Raw genomic sequence first — 16,359 nt, forward strand, 5'->3', positions numbered from 1 at the left:
CCTCCAGCCCGCCAAGCTGCGCTGTGGCGGGAGTACCCCGGAGGTTCTGATGGCTTCAAGAGGCCAATCCCACCAAGCAAGCTGGTTGAGCTGCTCGATGACGTCGGGTGAAAAGCGGTAGCGAACGACTTTGGCTGGCACCCCTGCAACAACTGCATATGGCGGGACGTCTCTCGTCACCACGGCAGCCATTCCAACAACCGCCCCGTTTCCAATCGTCACCCCTGAGCGAATCATAGCGCCATAGCCGATCCAAACGTCATGCCCAACCTGAATATCTCCCCGGGTCAGAGGGTGACCTTCCAAAGCCCGCAGTTCGCTCCAGAACTCAGGTAGATGAGTAAAAGGATAAGTAGTTGCCCATTCAGTGTGGTGCTCATAGCCTGCAAAAAAATGAACCCCTTTTGCAATTGAGCAGCAGCGGCCAATCTTTACCCGCGAAGGCTCTCCCATCCAATGAATGAAGAGCTCCACTGCATAGGTCAGGGGGCCGACAGTAAGCAAGGGAAATGGTTCCAAGCCTTGGTAGTAGGCAAAGTACGTTTTGTCCTCCAGTTGAGGACTATGTTCAATGCAGATGGCCATAAAACCTCCGGCTGCTGGATTGGGGTCTGCCAAGATCAATTTCCAAAACGTGAGCCTAAGTAGAATATGCCCAAGCTCCAGGCAGGGGGGTTCCAGGGTTTGCACGGCAACTGAAGCAGAAGCGTAGGGGGTCTACCGACTGCCAAGCTACTCTAGCAATAGACTTTCCTCTTCAGGCAATGCCAATTGTGCTTATCTGTGGCCCTGCCCGCTGCGGCAAGAGTCGGCTGGCGGAGAGCCTGGCGGCTGCTTCCGGCCTGCCGGTCGTCTATCTGGCCACCGGCCCCAAGCCCGATCCCCAAGCCGACCCAGAGTGGGCGGAGCGGGTTCAGCAGCACCGGCAACGGCGTCCTCCCACTTGGCAAACCTGGGAAACCGGGCCCGACCTGGGGGCCGACCTGCAAAAGCTGTCTCAGCCCTGTTGTGCCCTGGTGGACTCTCTAGGCGGCTGGGTGGCGCAGGGTCTGGAGTGTTCCCCGGAGGAGTGGGATCCCTTGGTGGACGCTTTCTTGTCGGCCTTGCAGAGCTGGGCAGGAAAGGCGATCTTGGTCTCAGAAGAGGTAGGCTGGGGAGTGGTGCCCGCCTATCCGCTGGGGCGTCGGTTTCGCGATCGGATGGGAGAGCTCACCCAAAAGCTGGCCCCGCTGGCAGATCAGGTGTTCTTGGTGGCAGCAGGCTTTGTCCTCGACCTAGCTCGGCTGGGGATCCCGCTGGCAGGAGGGAATGGCCCAGAGCTGAGATAAGCTGCAAGGGGTTGACGGATGGGGTATCTTGCTTGCGGAAGCCCTCGCCTGGATCAAGACTGGGTTAAAGCGATTGCTTGTCGCCGTGCCAATTACCTTCCACCTACCTGCCAAAGCCATCCAGGCCTTGGATTTGACCCCGGGCCATGAATTGGTGAAAACCTTGATGGCGGATCCCGTTGGCGCCGCTCAGCAGGTACAGTGCGCCATCGATTGGCCGCGCAGCCCCGACGATCCGCGGGAGCTGTCGGAGATCCCAGAAGTGCGCCTGTGGTTCATCCGCTGGGATACGGTTTACCCCTGGATGCCCTACTTTCTCGATTGGCGCAGCGGCGAGCTGGCCCGCTACGCCGCTATGCTGGTGCCCCACCAATTCAACCCCCGCGAAGGGATCGTCTACAACCCGGAGGCGTTGGAGATCTTCGTCTACCAGAAGATTTTTGTGCTGATGCGCTGGTTTAAGCAGCAGAAACTGGGATCTGTCTCGATGCTGCGGGACATGGCCTTGGTGTTTGGCTTTGAGGTGCAACCCGAGTTTCTGAGCCTCTGGGAAGCCGAGACGGGGGAACCATGAGAGTGATGGTAGCAGACACCTGGCCTGGAACTCAGGCAGCACCAGGAGTGGCAGACTCCTGGCAGCAGGCGGTGCAACGCCCTTGGGGCCTGCTCGAAGTGGATCCCAGCCCTTCCGAAGCCCAGCTTAGAACCCTCTGGCAGCAGATTGCTGCCTGGAAGGGAGAGAAGGCCCCGCTGCTGGTGGTGCCTGGCAGCCTGGCCGATCCGATAGGGCCCGGCCAAACCTGGGCTGACCTAGCCCATGCCTGGGGGTTTGACGTGCTCTTGACGCTGCCCCAAGAGGCTGCTCTCAGCCAGGGAGCCGCTTTTGCAGCCTTGCTTCACCAAGCCAAGGCCCACTGCCTGGGATGGGTGTTGCTGGAATCTGAGTCGGCCTCCTCCCCAGAAGAAGAACCCGCTTTGATCTGGCAGTTGCAGGCCCACCTGGGGATCCCTGTCCTGGGTAGAAAAACGGCGGCGGGGCAAATTTTTTGGAGAGCGGAGATGTTGGATTTGCTTTCGGCAAGGCCCAGCTCCCGACTGGGGGCGCCCCTTGCTTGAGGTTCTCCCTTCCCAGCGAAGGGGATCCCCTTGCCCCTAGGACTCGTCGGCAGAAGGGAGCTGCCAAACCCTTGTCTGGCTTAGGCGCGGCGGCAAGCCGGGGCTTTAACCGCGGATCCCCTACCTTTTTCTTTGATAGGTGCCCATCAGTTGGGCCTGGGCAAGGAGGTGGCCTTCCATAGCCTGCAGCAGGGCTTCCTTCGTCGCCCCTGCAGCCAAAGACAGTTGCCGATCCAGGGCGTAGAGGGTGAAGAAGTAGCGGTGGGTGCCGCTGGGAGGGCAAGGGCCACCGTAGTCGTTACGCCCCCAACTGTTTTGCCCATGCACAGCCCCCTGGGGCAAATCGGCATCGCCGCGGATCCCTTCTGGCAGGCTGCTAACGCTGGTGGGCAAGTTGTAGACCACCCAGTGGACAAAGGTGCCCCTGGGCGCGTCTGGGTCATCCATGATTAGGGCAAAGCTCTGGGTTTCCGAAGGTGCCCCCGACCAGGCTAGGGGTGGAGAGAGATCTTCCCCATCACAGGTGTAGCGGGAGGGGATGGATTCTGAGTGGGAAAAAGCGGAGCTGGTGAGTTGCAAAGCCATAATTTCTTCAGGTTTCAGCAACTGGCCATATCCTGCCACACGAGGGGACTGGGGGGTGGAGGGATATAGGGGGTCTCCTGCAGCTTCTACCTGAGGCGGGCCTCGATGACGGAGAGAGTGGGATTCGAACCCACGGTGAGTTGCCCCACACAGCATTTCCAGTGCTGCGCCTTCGACCACTCGGCCATCTCTCCAGAGGAGAGAAAACGACTTTTTAGCGAGCCTAAAAAGTCAGCTTTGCAATCCTAGCAGAGGTGTGGACCGGCAGTCAGCTCATTTGGCAGCCCCGACTCCCAAAATCTGCAGCATCACCTCCCAGCGGGAGCAGCGCCAGTGGTCGATGTGGGATCCGATCAACCCTGCTTCGTTGATCTGGATTTCTGTCCAGCCGGGGACGCACAGGCGGGGACGCCAGGGCAAAAAAGCCAGGGATCCCCTCAGCGTCCACTCGCTGCGGATGTGGTTGCCGCTCTGGTGGATGTCGTGCAGCTCGAGGTGGATATCCTGCAGCCAGCGTCCCAGGCTTTCGACCATGGCCCGATAGCGATCCAGGCCGCGAAACTCGTTGAGGGGATCCCGAAAATAAACTTGGGGATCGTAGATGGAGTAGGTTTGATCGCAAGGAAAGCGGGCGTAATCGGCCCGCAGGATGGCCACGAGATCGGGGGCGGCCTGAGAAGGAGGGCTCACGTCTTAACCTCAGCGGGAAGGGATACCGTCTCCCCCGGGGCAGGGCAGCACAACTGGATGGATTGGCCGGTGGCAGCGTTCAGGGATCCCAGCTTTTCCCGGAACTCCTCTAGGCTCCCCAGGGGGCGGATCTGGGCGGCAAACCAGCCGTGGTAGTCCACCTCTCCCATAGCGGTGGGAATCACCTGCTGCGGGCGCAGGGCGGCCACCACCTGCAGGGCCCGCTGCGGCCCCATGATCACCTCGCCCAAGAAGGGAAAGATCTGCCCTACCACCGGGATCAGCAGGGTGTGGATGGGGGTGAACTCCTGCTGCAGCCGCGGGCGGACATCCGGTTGGGAAAGGTGGGGCTCGTAGTAAAGCCGCGTCTGGGTCGGCAGCTCCTCCAGCAAAAAGCCCAGTTCCCGCACCGGCCCCAGGGGGGCGCCAGGAACCGCTGTGATGCCTAGATCTCCCCACTGCACGGACTGCCAGGGATCCAGGGCCTGCACCCTCATAAAGCCAAGGCTCCGCGCCACCTTGGCGGCTGTTGGAGAAGCGAAAACCGGGATCTGCTTGTCCAGCCGCTGCAGGGTGGGGGGGTGGCAGTGGTCGGGTTGGCCTTGGCTGAGGAGGATACCGTCGATTTTGGGCAGGGTTTCCGGCGTGAACGGCGGCATCTGGCGGTGCTGCAGGCGGATGAACCAGGGCAGGCCAAAGAACACCAAGGGATCCACCAGCCACGGATCCAGCAGGAAAGTCTGGGTCTGGGTATGGACTAGCCAACTGTTGAGGTCGATGCGGGTGAGTTTCATGGGGCTATTGGCCGGTGATGGAAAGATCGGCTACCCAAATGCGGGGACACAGACCACTAGGAGTGATTTGTGGCTCCGGCTCGACGTAGAAAATGGACTGCAAGAGTGCTAGAAAATCCCCCGCTACTGTCGCCGCCTCGATGCTGATGCGCTCCCCCTGGCGCACCCACCAGCCCTGGAAGGGCAGGGAAAAGGATCCCTGCAGAGGCTTGACTCCGGCATGGAGAGCCTGCAGCTCGTCAATCCAGACCACATTCTCAGCCGTGGCCAGGTCGTAGGTGCTCTCTGGCGGAGCCCCGGCAAAGACGTGGTAGTAGTGGGCTGCCACCGTCACCTTGGCGCCGATATTGGCGTGCCCCGTGGGCTGGGCCCCCAGGCGTTTGGCGGTGCCAGCGCTGTGCAAAAAGTGGGTCAGAACTCCGTTGGTAATCAGGGAAACGCGGCGGGTGGGGGTGCCTTCGCCGTCAAAGCTAATCGCGCTTACGTTAGTCGGGTGCAAGGCATCGTCACACACCGAAAGCAGCGGCGAGGCAATCTGCTGGCCCAGCGAGTCGGGGGTGGACAGGCTTTGGTTGTCCAAGATGTTCTGGGCGTTGAAGAGATTGGAGAAAGCCCCCAACAGGCTTAAAAAAGCTTCCCCAGAAAAAACCACCGTATATTTCCCCGAAGGGATCTGCGCGTACTCCAGGTGGCTGATGAGCTTCTCGGCGGCTTCTTTTACGCACCCCTGGATATCCAGCTCCTCTAGGCTGCGGGCCACCCGCATGGCGCCGGCGCTGCGGGGCTTGCGGCCTTCTTGTTCTGCTTTGCCGTAGAGAAAGACCGAGGCCAGAGTGTGGCCCTCCTGGCGCAGAGCTTGGTCGCTGTTGAGGTAAAAGCGGTCGATCTGTCGCTGGGCCAGGCCGTTGTAGGGCACCCCCTGGATGGCGGGATGGGATCCCAGCAAAGCCTTCTCGGCAGCCACCAGCTGATCTAGGAGCTCGCTGGCCAGCGCCAGGGGCCTTTTGTCATTACAGGGCTGGAGAATGGGCAGCTTCGCTTCTGGACTGAATTGGGGCGCGTGTTCCCGCACGCCGAAGTGGCTGGCCTCAAAGGCCGTCTGCAGAGCTAGTTCCAGCCCTGCTTCGTCCACATCGGTGGTGGAGGTCACCCCTACCTGGCCCTGGTCGTTCCAGGCCCGCACCGTCACACTGCAGCGGTGAGAAGCTTTTACCTGACGGGGCTCCCCCTGCTCCACCTGCACGCTGGTCTCATCCACTGCGGCTCCGTAGAGATCAAACTGGGGGATCCCCAGGTGTTTGGCGCACCTTTGCGCCTGTTCGGCCAAGAGTTCAACTTGCAGCATGTCATTCCTTCTCTACCGACGGGCCAGCCAGGCGGTCAAGTCCTCCACGCTGTTGAAATCCAGCAGCGCTTCCCCCAGCGCCTCCAGTTGCGACGGGGGCAAGGCCCAAATCCTGTTTTCCAGGGCCGGGTCAAGGGATCCCAGCTTCCGCCGCAAAAGCCGCAAAACCAGCGTTGCTTCTCCATGCTGCAGTCCCTGTTGCAGTCCCTGTTGCAATCCCTGTTGCAGCCCTTGCTGCAGGCCCAGTTGCAGACCTTCTTTGCGCCCTGCTTCCAGCCCCTCCCGCAAAGCTTCCGAGCGCCACTCCTGGTAGATCACCGATTCCCTCATATCCAAAGACCTCATGATTTGCCGAATCAAACCCCGATCCAATGCTAGTCCCGCCAAAACGGCTGTTGCTGCTGCCAGTTCTCGCTGCTTGCTGGGGTCTGGCAAGCGCTCCAGCTCGGCAACGACTTCTCGTAAGGTTTCTACAGGATCCTCCACCTGGCTTAAGACCCGAAAAGGCAGCAGGGCTGGCCAATCGACGTTGGTTGGCAAGTTGCATTCCCACAGGCGAATGACCTCAAACTCGTGGCTCAGCCGTTCTAGGCGAAAGGAAGTTTGGAAAACTCGCTCCGAGGTCGTTTTGCGCAGATAAATCACCACCTGATGCACAGGTAGCTGTGGATATTTCCGGTAAAGGCGCAGCCGATAGTCGGCCATGCGAAAGGGGATTTCAGGATCTGGATCTGTTTGAAATTCCAGGTGCAAAATGCCCTGCTGCAGCCCCAGCAAAATAACAGAATCTGCTCGAACAGGTTCCTCCGAAAGTTCTGTGGGCAACATTTGCACCGGCTCAGCCACTTCTCCCACTAGCCAACGGGCAAACTGCTCCGGGAAGCGCTCTGCCAGGTACTTGCAGACGTTGTCGTAAGCCATGGGGGATCCCTGGGCCTAGCGCCCGCCCACGGTGATGGCGTCCACCTTGATGTGGGGCTGGCCGACGGTGACGTAGATGCTGCCGCTGACAGAACCACAGAAGCCAGGGGCCAGGCGGAGATCCTTGGAGCACATGGAGATCTTGGTCAGGATATCCTTGGCTTCCCCGATTAAAGTGGCTCCCTTGAGGGGCTTGGTGATCTTGCCGTTTTGGATGAGATAGGCTTCTTCCACGGCAAAGTTAAATTGGCCGGTGGGGCCGACGCTGCCGCCCCCCATGCGCTTGCAGTAGATGCCTTTGTCGATAGAGGCAAACAGGTCGTCCAGTTCGGCGTCGCCGGGGGCGATGTAGGTGTTGCGCATGCGGCTGGCGGCGGCAAAGGTGTAGTTTTGCCGGCGACCGCTGCCGGTGCGGGGATGGCCGGTGCGCATCGAGCCGGCCCGGTCGGCCAGGAAGTTCTTCAAAATGCCCTTTTCAATGAGCAAAGTGCGCTGGACGGGCATGCCCTCGTCGTCCACATCCAAGCTGCCAAAGGCCCCCTCGGAAAGCCCCTCGTCCCAGGCGGTGAGGTTTTTGTGGGCAATCTTCTGGCCTTTTTTGTCGGCAAAGGGGGTGGTTTTGCGCTCAATTTGGGTGGTTTCCAAGAGATGCCCACAGGCCTCGTGGAAGATGACGCCGCCAAAGGCGTTGGACATCACAATGGGGTAGGTGCCCGATTCCACGTAGTCGGCATAGAGCATCTGGCCGGCAGCCTCTGCCAGCTCCTGGCTGTGGGCCACAAGATCCCAGCGGCGCAAAAAGTCGGGATCCCCGGTGCCCCCCGCGCGCTGGCTAACGGAAGCGCGATGATCCCCGTCGGCACAGAGCAGGGTAGAGCTGACCGACTGGGTAAGGCGGATGTCGCGCACAAAGGTGCCGTCGCTGCAGGCTACCAGGATCTCCTGCCAGTCGCGGAAGTAGTTGGTGCGGCGGGACTGGATGTGGTGAGCTTGCCGCTTGAGCTCTGCGTTGGCCCGCCCCAAGATCTCCCCCATCTCGGCAAGGGAGCTGCATTCTTTGAGCCAGCCGTCTTTGCGGCGGCGCTCGGCGTAGTCCTGCAAGATCCCCAAGTTGACAGGGGAGACCAAGGCGGCAGGGCCTGGGGGGGTAAGGCCCATCAAGAGCAGGCCTTTTTCCAGGGCGGCTTTGAGGCCGGCAAAGGAGAGATCGTTGGTGCTGACGTAGCAGTCGGCCAGGCCGCGGAACACCCGCACGCCGGCGCCAGTGGCAAGCCGAGGGGTGATGCTGGTGATGGCGTCGTCTTCGGCCAGGCAGCTGATGGAGTTAACCCGCTCCAGGAAGATCTCCACCAGGTCGGCGCCAGCAGCCCGCCCCCAGCCTAAGAGAGTTGCAAGGGGATCCCGCCAGTCTTCGTCGAAGCGCTGCAGGGTGGGACGATAGTCGAGGTTGGGCAGTTCTTTGGACAAAAGCAGCATAGGAGGCCGAGAGCACTCAAAAGAGGGAAAGGGCAGGCTGAGATGCCGCCACCTTTTGTTCCCTCAGTTTAACAAGACGTAAAGGCTGCCCTTTTGGGGAAAGAGACTCCAAGCTTGACAAGGGCAGAGGAGCAGCCGAAGATCGCTGCACAAGGATCCCTCACCTTGCAATGGCTGCCAAGAAAAGATCCTCGGAGCTTCAGCCCAGCCTATTTGACGATCCCCTAGAGCCACCTGCCCCCGCTGCGGAGACGCTTCCCCAATGGGATCAGATCCCGCTCTCGGCCCAGGTGCCCATTCCCCCCGGTACCTATCGAGAACTAGAACAACTGGAGCAGCACTGCCGGGTCTGCCAGCGCTGTGAATTGGCGGCCAACCGTACCCACGTGGTGGTGCACCGCGGCAACCCCAAGGCCAAGATCGTGATCGTCGGAGAAGGGCCGGGGGAAAACGAGGATCTGCAGGGGCTGCCCTTTGTGGGCAAGTCGGGCCAGTTGCTCGACAAGATCCTGGCCTCGGTGGGCCTAGATCCGGAGCAGGATACCTACATCTGTAACGTGGTCAAATGCCGCCCTCCCCACAACCGCGTGCCCACCCAGGAGGAGATGGACGCCTGTCGGCCCTATCTGCTGGAGCAGATTCGCCTGGTGGATCCCTGGATCATTCTGTTGACGGGGGCCACTTCGGTGCGCTCTCTTTTGGGGGATAAGCGCGGCATCACCAAGATCCGCGGCGAGTGGATCCAGTGGCAGGGGCGCTGGTGTATGCCGATTTTCCACCCGGCCTATTTGCTGCGCAACCCCGACCGCACCCCCGGCAGCCCCAAGTGGCTGATGTGGCAGGATATTCAGGCGGTGAAGCAAAAGTACCTAGAACTTGCCGGCGCAACGCCGCCCCAGCCGGACTTCTGAGCTACTTTCCCTGGTATTTGGCCAGCGCCGCTACCCTCACCCCCAGCCCCTCTCCCAAGGGAGAGGGGGGTATGGGATCCCTAACTTGCAGGCTTGAAGCCGCTCAGCAGGCCGAAGCGCAGCAAGCCGCTGGCATAGGCCCGCCGCATCAGGCCCAGCCCCAGCGCCCCACGGACGGTGACCCAGCCGCTGCGCAGCAAAGCCGGGATCCACCGCCAATCGCGAGCCGAGGCGATCACCTCGTCCCAAAAGGGGGCCACCCGCTCCGACCAGTCGGCGGTGCGCAACCGCTCGAACCCCACCTGGTGGGCCAGCGCTTCATACTCCGACAAGCTGATGACATAGGGCAGGCAGTACACGTCGTAGATCTGCTGCAAAAGGCGCTCATCCTGGCGGCTCAGGGATCCCTCGCGGTGGCACCAGGTAACCACCATCATCTGCCCGCCCGGCTGCAAGACCCGCCAGCACTCGGCCAGAAACCGCCGCTTATCCGGCATGTGCTCGCCGCTTTCCAGAGCCCAGACCAGATCGAAGGTGTTGTCGGCAAAGGGCATGTCCAGGGCATCGGCCACCCAAAAGCGCACCCTGTTGCTCAGGCCGGCTGCTTGAGCGCGCTCCTCGGCCCGCTGGGCCTGGACAGGGCTGAGGGTAATGCCTGTTACCTCGGCGCCAAAGCGCCGCGCCAGCTCCAGGCTGCTCCCCCCAATGCCACAGCCGAGATCGAGGATGTGCCGGGGGGGCTTGGGATCCCCGATCTGGCCCCATTGAATGACTCGGTCGATGAGATCGATCTGGGCTTGGCGGCGATCCTTGCCGGTCTGGCCCGGCTCGTAGTAGCCGTGGTGCATGTGCTCTCCCCACACCTGCTCCCAAAGGCCAGAGGAAGCATCGTAGAAGCGGCGGATGCGTTGGTTGAGCGGAGAGGTCATCGGCAGGTGCAGGTCGGGATCCCTCTTATTCTGGACGATCTTGCCGTCCTTCCTGGCCCTGGGGGCGGGCTGGCAAAACCCCGATTAAGCTGGGAAAGTAGGCTCTTGTTGCCGCTGGGATCTTGGCCACCTCAGACTTTGCCCTCGAGCAGCTTCTCTTCACCCCGGCCACGCCCGAGCCCGACGCGGTGCGGCTGATCTACGCTTTCCCCAACACCTACTCGGTGGGGATCACCAGCCTCGGCTACCAGGTCATCTGGAGCCTGCTGGCCAGCCGCCGTGATGTGTCGGTCGCCCGCCTGTTTACCGACCTGGCCGAGCCGCTGCCGCGGGATCCTGAGCTGCTGGGCTTTTCCCTCTCCTGGGAGCTGGACTACGTCCACATCCTGGATCTGCTGGAACGACAGAGGATCCCCCTCCAGGCCGAGGCGCGGGAAGAAGCGCACCCCCTGGTTTTCGGCGGCGGCCCGGTGTTGACGGCCAACCCTGAGCCCTTTGCTGCGTTCTTTGACTTGATCCTGCTGGGGGACGGGGAGGGGCTGGTGGAGCAGATGATCCAGACCTATCGGCAGGTACGGCGGGGATCCCGCGCCGAAAAGCTGCAGGCGCTGGCCCAGGTGCCGGGGATCTACGTGCCCAGCCTCTACGAGGTGCGCTACCGCGGGCCCGACGGCCCAGTGGAGAAGGTGATCCCCAAGCTGGACGGGATCCCCAGCTCCATCCGCAAGCACACCTTCCGCGGCAACACCCTCTCGGTGTCCACCGTGGTTACCCCCAAGGCGGCCTGGGAGAGCATTTACATGGTGGAGGTGGTGCGCAGTTGTCCGGAGATGTGCCGCTTTTGCCTGGCCAGCTATCTAACATTGCCTTTTCGGGCAGCGGATGTGGAGGGACATCTGATCCCGGCGGTGGAGCGGGGGCTGCAGGTTACCCAGCGGATTGGCCTTTTGGGGGCTTCGGTAACCCAGCACCCCCAGTTTGAGGAATTGCTGGAGTACCTGGCGCAGGATCGCTTTGAGCAGGTGCGCCTTAGCCTGGCCTCGGTGCGCACGGGCACGGTTACGCCTCGCTTGGCGCAAGTGCTTTCCCGCCGCGGCAGCCAGTCCATTACCGTGGCCATCGAAAGCGGCTCGGAGCGGCTGCGCCGGGTCATCAACAAAAAGCTGGCCAACGAAGAGATCCTGGCGGCGGCTGCCCACGCCCAGGCCGGCGGCCTGAAGGGGATCAAGTTCTACGGCATGGTGGGGATCCCGGCGGAAACCCAGGCCGACCTGGAGGCCACGGTTGCTCTTTTCAAGGAGCTCAAGAAGGTGGCTCCCCGCCTGCGCTTCACCCTGGGCTGCAGCACCTTTGTGCCCAAGGCCCACACCCCCTTCCAGTGGCAGGGGGTGGATCCCCAGGCGGAGAAAAAGCTGCAGTGGTATCAAAAACACCTGCGCCCCCTGGGCGTGGAGTTCCGCCCGGAAAGCTACAGTTGGTCGGTCATCCAGGCCTTGATCTCAAGAGGGGATCGGCGGGTGGCCCAGGTTTTGCAGCTAGCACGGCAGTGGGGCGATTCCCTGGGCAGCTACCGCCGCGCCTTCAAAGAGCTCAAAGGGCAACTGCCGCCCCTGGACTTCTACGTGTACCACAACTGGGATCCGGCGGATCCCCTTCCCTGGCAACACATCGAAGGCCCTCTCAGCCTGGAGCGGCTGCAGCAGCACCGCCAAGAGGCCTTTTCCGTGTAGCATGTCGTGCCTAAAATCCCCTAGGAAGGGGATTGACGGTGAGAGCCTGAAGCGGCCAGAAACGCCTCGATCTCGGCGCGGTGGGGCAAACTGGGCTGAGCGCCAGGGCGGGTTACACACAAGGCCGCAGCGGCATTGGCAAACCGCAGGGCTTCCCTCAGGGATTTGCCAGCAGCCAGGCAAGCGGCCAAAGCACCGCAGAAGCTGTCGCCGGCAGCAGTGGTATCCACCACCAACACGGGGTGGGCTGGCAGATGGCCCCTTTCCTCCCCATCGGCCCAGACCAAGCCCGCTCCCCCCAACGTGACGATCACTGTCGGGATCCCCTGCTGTTGCAAGGCTTGGGCCACTTTTTCGGCTTGCGCTGGCGTCTCCACTGGAGATTGGGCAAGGGCAGCGGCTTCGCTTTCATTGAGCACCAAGTAGCGCACCTGGCGCAACAGGGATCCCGGCAGGGGAGCCACAGGGGCGGGATTGAGGAGGACAGGGATCCCTTGGGCAAAGGCCTGCTCGGCTACCGCCTGCACCGTGGCCAAGGGGATTTCCAGTTGCAACAATACCAGAGCTGCCGCTGTCCAGGGGGGCAGATGGGCGGGTGTGTAGCGACCATTAGCCCCAGGGCTGACCACGATCCGGTTTTGCCCTGCTCGATCCACAGTAATTAGGGCAATGCCGCTGGGCCCTTCCAGCTCTCGCAGATGGCGGGTATCGACGCCATTTTGATCCAAGTTCTCCTTTAGGAAACGGCCAAAGCCATCGGATCCCACCGCCCCCCACATCTCCACCTGGGCTCCCGCCCGGGCTGCTGCCACCGCTTGGTTGGCTCCCTTACCCCCAGGGTAGGTGGCGTAGTCGGATCCCAGCACCGTTTCCCCAGGCCCAGGATGGCGTGGTACCTGCACCACCAAGTCCAGATTCAAGCTCCCCACTACGCGAACTAGGGCTGTCATTGGCTAGCTGAAAAACGGTGCCCTAGAGGTAGCTCATTCTAGCTCCCACCACTGGGTTGGAGAGCTTTACGCCTTGGAGAGGATTGGCTAGCTTGTGAGGGGGTGACGCGGAAACAAGCCATGCTGCTGACCACTACAGACGTGCTCCAAGGTAGAGAGGTTGAGCGTTACTTGGGCATTGTTACCGCCGAGGTAGTTTATGGCACCAATGTTCTACGGGACTTCCTTGCTAGCCTCCGCAACATCATCGGGGGACGCACAAGAACCTATGAAGAAGTTCTCGAGAATGCCCAGAAAAAGGTTTTGGAAGAGTTGGAGCAGCGAGCCAAACGTTTGGGAGCAAATGGCATCCTAGGCGTTAGCATTCATACCAACATGAGCGCGACCATGATCCTCGTTACCGCCGCCGGCACCGCCGTCAAGCTGCGCTAGAACCTTTAGGCCAGGCTCTCCATCAATGCCTCGTCGATCTCAAAGTTGGCGTAGACATTTTGCACATCATCCAAGTGGTCCAGCCGCTCCATGAGGGTCAGTACCAGCTTGGCTGTCTCGGGATCCTCCACATGCACCTCCGTAGAGGGGATCCAGCGGATGGCCGCCTCTTGCACCTGGTAGCCTTCTTTTTTGAGGTAGGTGGCCACCTGCTCCAGCAGGGTGTAATCGCAATAGACCTCTGCGCCGGTTCCCTCCACCTTGAGATCCTCCCCTCCTGCTTCGGCTACCGCTAGCAGCAGAGCTTCGGGATCTGTCACCCCCTCCAGGTTGATCACCCCTTTTTGCCGGAACAGCCAGCTGACGCAGCCGCTTTCCCCCAAGCTGCCGCCAACTTTGCTGAAGGCCTCCCGCACCTCGGCAGCCGTGCGGTTGCGGTTATCGGTCATGGCCTCGATTAAGACAGCTACCCCCCCAGGGCCGTAGCCTTCGTAGCGAATTTCCTCCAGGGGGCTGTCGTCGGTCCAGTTGCCGGATCCCTTAGCGATGGCCCGTTCAATGTTCTCGGCGGGCATGCCTGCCGCTTTGGCTTTCTCCACCGCTGAGCGCAGCCGAAAATTGGCTTCCGGGTCTGGCAGGCCGCTGCGCGCTGCCACAATGATGGCTCGGGAAAGTTTGGTAAACAGGCTGCCTTTTCTAGCATCTACGCGGGCTTTTTGCCGTTTAATGTTGGCCCATTTGCTGTGTCCTGCCATGCTGTGCCCACCAGTCAAGCAATCCACGGGGAGGGATCCCCTAACTCTGAAGCCTAGATCACCACCTGCTCAGGTCTCAACCCCAGGGGAGTAGGTCAGGGCTGAATGGGTTGCCGCTCGATCACGCCCCCCGGTGGCGGTGGAGCTTCCGGCGTTGCTTGAGGTGTAGGCGTTGGTGTCTCTGTGGGAGCTGGCGTGGGAGGTAGAGGAGGCACAGGCTCTTCAAACACGGCTCCAGGCGGAGGGGTTGGGGTTTGCGGCCGAGTTAAAAAGGGCGTTACCTGTTCCAGCAGCTCGGCATAGAAGATTCCATCCTGCTCTGGCCCAAAGCGGCCTACCGCCCAGCGGTGACGGGGCACAAACAGCGTTTGCAGCAGCACCTCTCGACTGGCGAAAGAGGGGGTGCCCACAAAGACATAGCCATCGACGATGACACGGTTCAAGTCAGGCCGAGTTTGAAACACCCGATCCACCTCCCGCAGTATCTCCGCATCCAGCCGCTCCAGCAGAGTTTCCAGCGTATCCTCAGGCCTGACCAAAACTCGCACCTGAAAGCGATAGCCTTCGCAGCGATAATCTCCGCAGAGTTTAACCAGCTCGTTTCGCACCCGAATCTGCGCCGCCGGATCGATGTCCCTCACCGGCAGGAAGACTTCTGGCTCTGGCTGTTGTTCTGCTTCCTGTGCCCAGGTCAAGGGCTGGCTGCTCCACGCCCTCAACAGCAGGGATCCAAACAACAAGGCAAGTCCCCACCCTCCAAGGGGGAGGCTCCAGCCCAGGCTGCCCCGCTTAGGGCGTTGGGAAAAGAAGGGATCGCGATCCCGATTCGGGCTACTCAGCGGACTGTTCATAACCAATACGGCAGCGATGGCTACCGCCAACTCTACCCAACATCTGGCGAAGAGGCACTAAGCCGGAGAGAAAACGGAGTCGCTCTTGCTGGACATCGCTGCTCTAGGGATCCAGAAGCAGCTCAACAGAAAGACAGCACCCCAAATCAAGAGGAGAGCATCGTTGGCTGAGCTCTGTTCGCTGCAGCTTGCCGAGGTGGCTGTATTCTGGAGAAGCTAATGATCCTGTGGCAGAGGAGTGTCTATGCCATTGCCGGCATCGAAGGTTTTTGGATCCCAGGTGGGATTTTTCTGGGGTTTACTGGCCTCGACTGTACTCTTGGCAGGCTGTGGGGGAGGTGGGGGGACGGTGCCGCCTCCGGTCAATGTTTGCGAGCAAGCCTTTAGCCCAGAGTTTTTCGCAGCGATTGGCCTGCGCCGCCCAGGAGATAGCCGCAGCGGAACCTTGGGGCCGAATAGCCTTTTGGAGTTCTACTACGATAGCGCCGGCGAGATTCAAAATGCCCGGGAAGTTCCACCGCCGCCCGGCACCTTCACCTTTTACTCAGATGGATTTCTCTACTTTCCTTCTGCAGCCAACGTTACCGGAGTTACCATCCGGCTGACCAGCCCGGCTTTCGATCCGCTGTTGGTCATCGGTGCCTTTGATACCGGCAGAAACTTGGATCGGAATATCCTTTTTGTTAACGATGATGCCGCCCCTGGCAACTTTACCACCTCCCAGCTCACGATCCCGGTGCGGCAAGATCGCTGTTACTTGATCCAGGTGCAAAGTTACTGGGCGCAAAATGCTTCCCCAACCGCTGGGCCGGGCAGCCCTGGACGAGGGCCATATACCCTCCAGGTGGTGAGCGAAACGTTTGCCACCCCTCCCCCTCCCCCTGCCATCCAGCAGAAACCGGAGGATAGGGAATCGGGAGGCGGCGGTGACCGAGGTGGCGGCGTGGGTATTTAACTCTGGCGTGTGAGCTTAATGGCAAAGCTGGCGCTGCCGCAGGTGGCCGTGCCGCGAATGGAGCGCCCGTCGGCGCTGACGGTGCCGCTCCACGTGATGGTTGGGGTACCGCTACCCCCTATCCTACCGCTAACAGAAAGTTGGTTGCCGATAAGCTGGCCGCCGCGCTCGGAAAAGCTGGGTGAGGAAATGGTGATCTGGTTGCCGTCTTGCCGAATGGAGACGGTTTCCTCAATGCCGGTTGCAACATTAACCTTACACAGGGATCCCTGCCAGACAAAGGATCCTCCCTCATAGAGCCACTGACCGCTCAAGGCAAACTCTGGCGCAGGCGTTGGTGTTGCTGGGGCTGGCGTCGAGGTGGGCGTCGGGATCGGGGTGGGGGTAGGGGTAGGAGTACGGGGGACGAGCGGGGTAAAGCGAGGGATAGGGGTAAGCGTTGGTGTTGGCACCGGGGTGGGAGTGGGTGTTGGTGCCGGAGTTGGAGTGGGTGGCGGTGTCGGAGTTGGAGTGGTCGCGTGTTACAGTCTTGGAGGAGGCGGGGCTATGAGTGAACTAGTAATCGGGAGTGGGGGTGTTGGAGAGGGGGGG

The 16,359-nt window shown here is 61.2% G+C and carries 19 protein-coding genes and 1 tRNA gene; 7 read left to right on the forward strand and 13 right to left on the reverse strand.

The genetic code is table 11. From position 1 onward, the window contains the following. Positions 1-585 (reverse strand): CatB-related O-acetyltransferase (locus tag NW855_RS03980; RefSeq protein ID WP_414508371.1); only part of this gene is annotated, 585 nt, incomplete at its 3' end. A 179-nt stretch (positions 586-764) separates the two neighbouring features. Here NW855_RS03980 and cobU point away from each other — a divergent pair. The 3 genes from cobU to NW855_RS03995 all read left to right on the forward strand — a co-directional run bounded on the left by cobU (position 765) and on the right by NW855_RS03995 (position 2,444). Beyond that, positions 765-1,328: a bifunctional adenosylcobinamide kinase/adenosylcobinamide-phosphate guanylyltransferase gene (gene cobU, locus NW855_RS03985; protein ID WP_099835790.1), complete on the forward strand. Its 564-nt coding sequence runs from the start codon at positions 765-767 to the stop codon at positions 1,326-1,328. Between the two features lie 85 nt (positions 1,329-1,413). Further along, positions 1,414-1,902 carry a CRR6 family NdhI maturation factor gene (locus NW855_RS03990; protein WP_011431052.1) on the forward strand — a complete coding sequence of 163 codons (489 nt, stop codon included), beginning with the start codon at positions 1,414-1,416 and terminating at the stop codon, positions 1,900-1,902. 5 nt (positions 1,903-1,907) lie between these two features. Beyond that, positions 1,908-2,444, forward strand: a complete 537-nt coding sequence (locus tag NW855_RS03995; RefSeq protein ID WP_099813339.1) for a hypothetical protein — start codon at positions 1,908-1,910, stop codon at positions 2,442-2,444. 120 nt (positions 2,445-2,564) lie between these two features. On the opposite strand, the gene NW855_RS04000 is transcribed toward NW855_RS03995, so the two are convergent. From NW855_RS04000 to NW855_RS04030, 7 genes are all read right to left on the reverse strand, one after another. Then, the gene (locus NW855_RS04000) at positions 2,565-3,050 is read right to left on the reverse strand and encodes a YbhB/YbcL family Raf kinase inhibitor-like protein (RefSeq protein ID WP_240527831.1); all 486 of its coding nucleotides are present in this window, start codon (positions 3,048-3,050) and stop codon (positions 2,565-2,567) included. An 88-nt stretch (positions 3,051-3,138) separates the two neighbouring features. After that, positions 3,139-3,223: transfer RNA gene (locus NW855_RS04005), tRNA-Ser, on the reverse strand. 79 nt (positions 3,224-3,302) lie between these two features. Next, the gene (locus NW855_RS04010) at positions 3,303-3,719 is read right to left on the reverse strand and encodes a DUF2358 domain-containing protein (protein WP_011431055.1); all 417 of its coding nucleotides are present in this window, start codon (positions 3,717-3,719) and stop codon (positions 3,303-3,305) included. After that, the gene (locus NW855_RS04015) at positions 3,716-4,513 is read right to left on the reverse strand and encodes an MBL fold metallo-hydrolase (protein ID WP_414402694.1); all 798 of its coding nucleotides are present in this window, start codon (positions 4,511-4,513) and stop codon (positions 3,716-3,718) included. The genes NW855_RS04010 and NW855_RS04015 overlap by 4 nt, the downstream gene beginning before the upstream one ends. 4 nt (positions 4,514-4,517) lie before the next feature. Next, positions 4,518-5,858, reverse strand: coding sequence for a TldD/PmbA family protein (locus tag NW855_RS04020; protein WP_011431057.1), 1,341 nt, complete (start codon positions 5,856-5,858; stop codon positions 4,518-4,520). A gap of 12 nt (positions 5,859-5,870) precedes the next feature. Next, positions 5,871-6,779, reverse strand: coding sequence for a DUF4351 domain-containing protein (locus NW855_RS04025; protein WP_414402692.1), 909 nt, complete (start codon positions 6,777-6,779; stop codon positions 5,871-5,873). A gap of 15 nt (positions 6,780-6,794) precedes the next feature. After that, on the reverse strand, positions 6,795-8,255 hold the full coding sequence (locus NW855_RS04030; protein ID WP_011431062.1) for a TldD/PmbA family protein: 1,461 nt from the start codon (positions 8,253-8,255) through the stop codon (positions 6,795-6,797). Positions 8,256-8,545: 290 nt separating this feature from the next. Between NW855_RS04030 and NW855_RS04035 the strand changes: the two genes are divergently transcribed. Then, positions 8,546-9,166 carry a uracil-DNA glycosylase family protein gene (locus NW855_RS04035; RefSeq protein WP_099813338.1) on the forward strand — a complete coding sequence of 207 codons (621 nt, stop codon included), beginning with the start codon at positions 8,546-8,548 and terminating at the stop codon, positions 9,164-9,166. Between the two features lie 80 nt (positions 9,167-9,246). On the opposite strand, the gene NW855_RS04040 is transcribed toward NW855_RS04035, so the two are convergent. Next, complete coding sequence (locus NW855_RS04040) at positions 9,247-10,095, reverse strand: methyltransferase domain-containing protein (protein ID WP_011431064.1); 849 nt, start codon at positions 10,093-10,095, stop codon at positions 9,247-9,249. Between the two features lie 122 nt (positions 10,096-10,217). On the opposite strand from NW855_RS04040, the gene NW855_RS04045 reads away from it, so the two are divergent. Then, entirely contained in the window at positions 10,218-11,825 is a 1,608-nt protein-coding gene (locus NW855_RS04045) for a B12-binding domain-containing radical SAM protein (RefSeq protein ID WP_011431066.1), read from the forward strand. Positions 11,826-11,845: 20 nt separating this feature from the next. On the opposite strand, the gene rbsK is transcribed toward NW855_RS04045, so the two are convergent. Next, on the reverse strand, positions 11,846-12,775 hold the full coding sequence (gene rbsK, locus NW855_RS04050; RefSeq protein WP_414508372.1) for a ribokinase: 930 nt from the start codon (positions 12,773-12,775) through the stop codon (positions 11,846-11,848). 120 nt (positions 12,776-12,895) lie between these two features. Here rbsK and NW855_RS04055 point away from each other — a divergent pair, with 120 nt between their 5' ends. Beyond that, positions 12,896-13,207 (forward strand): YbjQ family protein, encoded by a 312-nt coding sequence (locus NW855_RS04055; protein ID WP_011431068.1) that lies wholly within the window; start codon positions 12,896-12,898, stop codon positions 13,205-13,207. A 5-nt stretch (positions 13,208-13,212) separates the two neighbouring features. On the opposite strand, the gene NW855_RS04060 is transcribed toward NW855_RS04055, so the two are convergent. Both NW855_RS04060 and NW855_RS04065 read right to left on the reverse strand, forming a co-directional pair. Beyond that, positions 13,213-13,962 carry a YebC/PmpR family DNA-binding transcriptional regulator gene (locus tag NW855_RS04060; RefSeq protein WP_414508375.1) on the reverse strand — a complete coding sequence of 250 codons (750 nt, stop codon included), beginning with the start codon at positions 13,960-13,962 and terminating at the stop codon, positions 13,213-13,215. 95 nt (positions 13,963-14,057) lie between these two features. Continuing rightward, entirely contained in the window at positions 14,058-14,813 is a 756-nt protein-coding gene (locus NW855_RS04065; RefSeq protein ID WP_414508373.1) for a hypothetical protein, read from the reverse strand. Between the two features lie 244 nt (positions 14,814-15,057). Here NW855_RS04065 and NW855_RS04070 point away from each other — a divergent pair, with 244 nt between their 5' ends. Then, positions 15,058-15,768 carry a hypothetical protein gene (locus NW855_RS04070; protein ID WP_099812891.1) on the forward strand — a complete coding sequence of 237 codons (711 nt, stop codon included), beginning with the start codon at positions 15,058-15,060 and terminating at the stop codon, positions 15,766-15,768. On the opposite strand, the gene NW855_RS04075 is transcribed toward NW855_RS04070, so the two are convergent. Continuing rightward, a complete protein-coding gene (locus NW855_RS04075) occupies positions 15,765-16,220 on the reverse strand; it encodes a hypothetical protein (protein WP_414508374.1) in 456 nt (151 codons plus the stop codon). The two genes, NW855_RS04070 and NW855_RS04075, sit on opposite strands and share 4 nt — an antisense overlap. Positions 16,221-16,359 lie beyond the last annotated feature (139 nt).

The sequence above is a fragment of the Synechococcus sp. RC10B2 genome (genome assembly GCF_047502635.1).

What these genes read in the sequence shown, in the direction of transcription:
- cobU (WP_099835790.1), top strand. Translation starts at nt 765, where the DNA reads ATGCCAATTGTGCTTATCTGTGGCCCTGCCCGCTGCGGCAAGAGTCGG.
- NW855_RS03995 (WP_099813339.1), top strand. Translation starts at nt 1,908, where the DNA reads ATGGTAGCAGACACCTGGCCTGGAACTCAGGCAGCACCAGGAGTGGCA.
- NW855_RS04015 (WP_414402694.1), bottom strand. Translation starts at nt 4,513, where the DNA reads ATGAAACTCACCCGCATCGACCTCAACAGTTGGCTAGTCCATACCCAG.
- NW855_RS04020 (WP_011431057.1), bottom strand. Translation starts at nt 5,858, where the DNA reads ATGCTGCAAGTTGAACTCTTGGCCGAACAGGCGCAAAGGTGCGCCAAA.
- NW855_RS04025 (WP_414402692.1), bottom strand. Translation starts at nt 6,779, where the DNA reads ATGGCTTACGACAACGTCTGCAAGTACCTGGCAGAGCGCTTCCCGGAG.
- NW855_RS04030 (WP_011431062.1), bottom strand. Translation starts at nt 8,255, where the DNA reads ATGCTGCTTTTGTCCAAAGAACTGCCCAACCTCGACTATCGTCCCACC.
- NW855_RS04040 (WP_011431064.1), bottom strand. Translation starts at nt 10,095, where the DNA reads ATGACCTCTCCGCTCAACCAACGCATCCGCCGCTTCTACGATGCTTCC.
- rbsK (WP_414508372.1), bottom strand. Translation starts at nt 12,775, where the DNA reads ATGACAGCCCTAGTTCGCGTAGTGGGGAGCTTGAATCTGGACTTGGTG.
- NW855_RS04055 (WP_011431068.1), top strand. Translation starts at nt 12,896, where the DNA reads ATGCTGCTGACCACTACAGACGTGCTCCAAGGTAGAGAGGTTGAGCGT.
- NW855_RS04060 (WP_414508375.1), bottom strand. Translation starts at nt 13,962, where the DNA reads ATGGCAGGACACAGCAAATGGGCCAACATTAAACGGCAAAAAGCCCGC.
- NW855_RS04065 (WP_414508373.1), bottom strand. Translation starts at nt 14,813, where the DNA reads ATGAACAGTCCGCTGAGTAGCCCGAATCGGGATCGCGATCCCTTCTTT.
- NW855_RS04070 (WP_099812891.1), top strand. Translation starts at nt 15,058, where the DNA reads ATGCCATTGCCGGCATCGAAGGTTTTTGGATCCCAGGTGGGATTTTTC.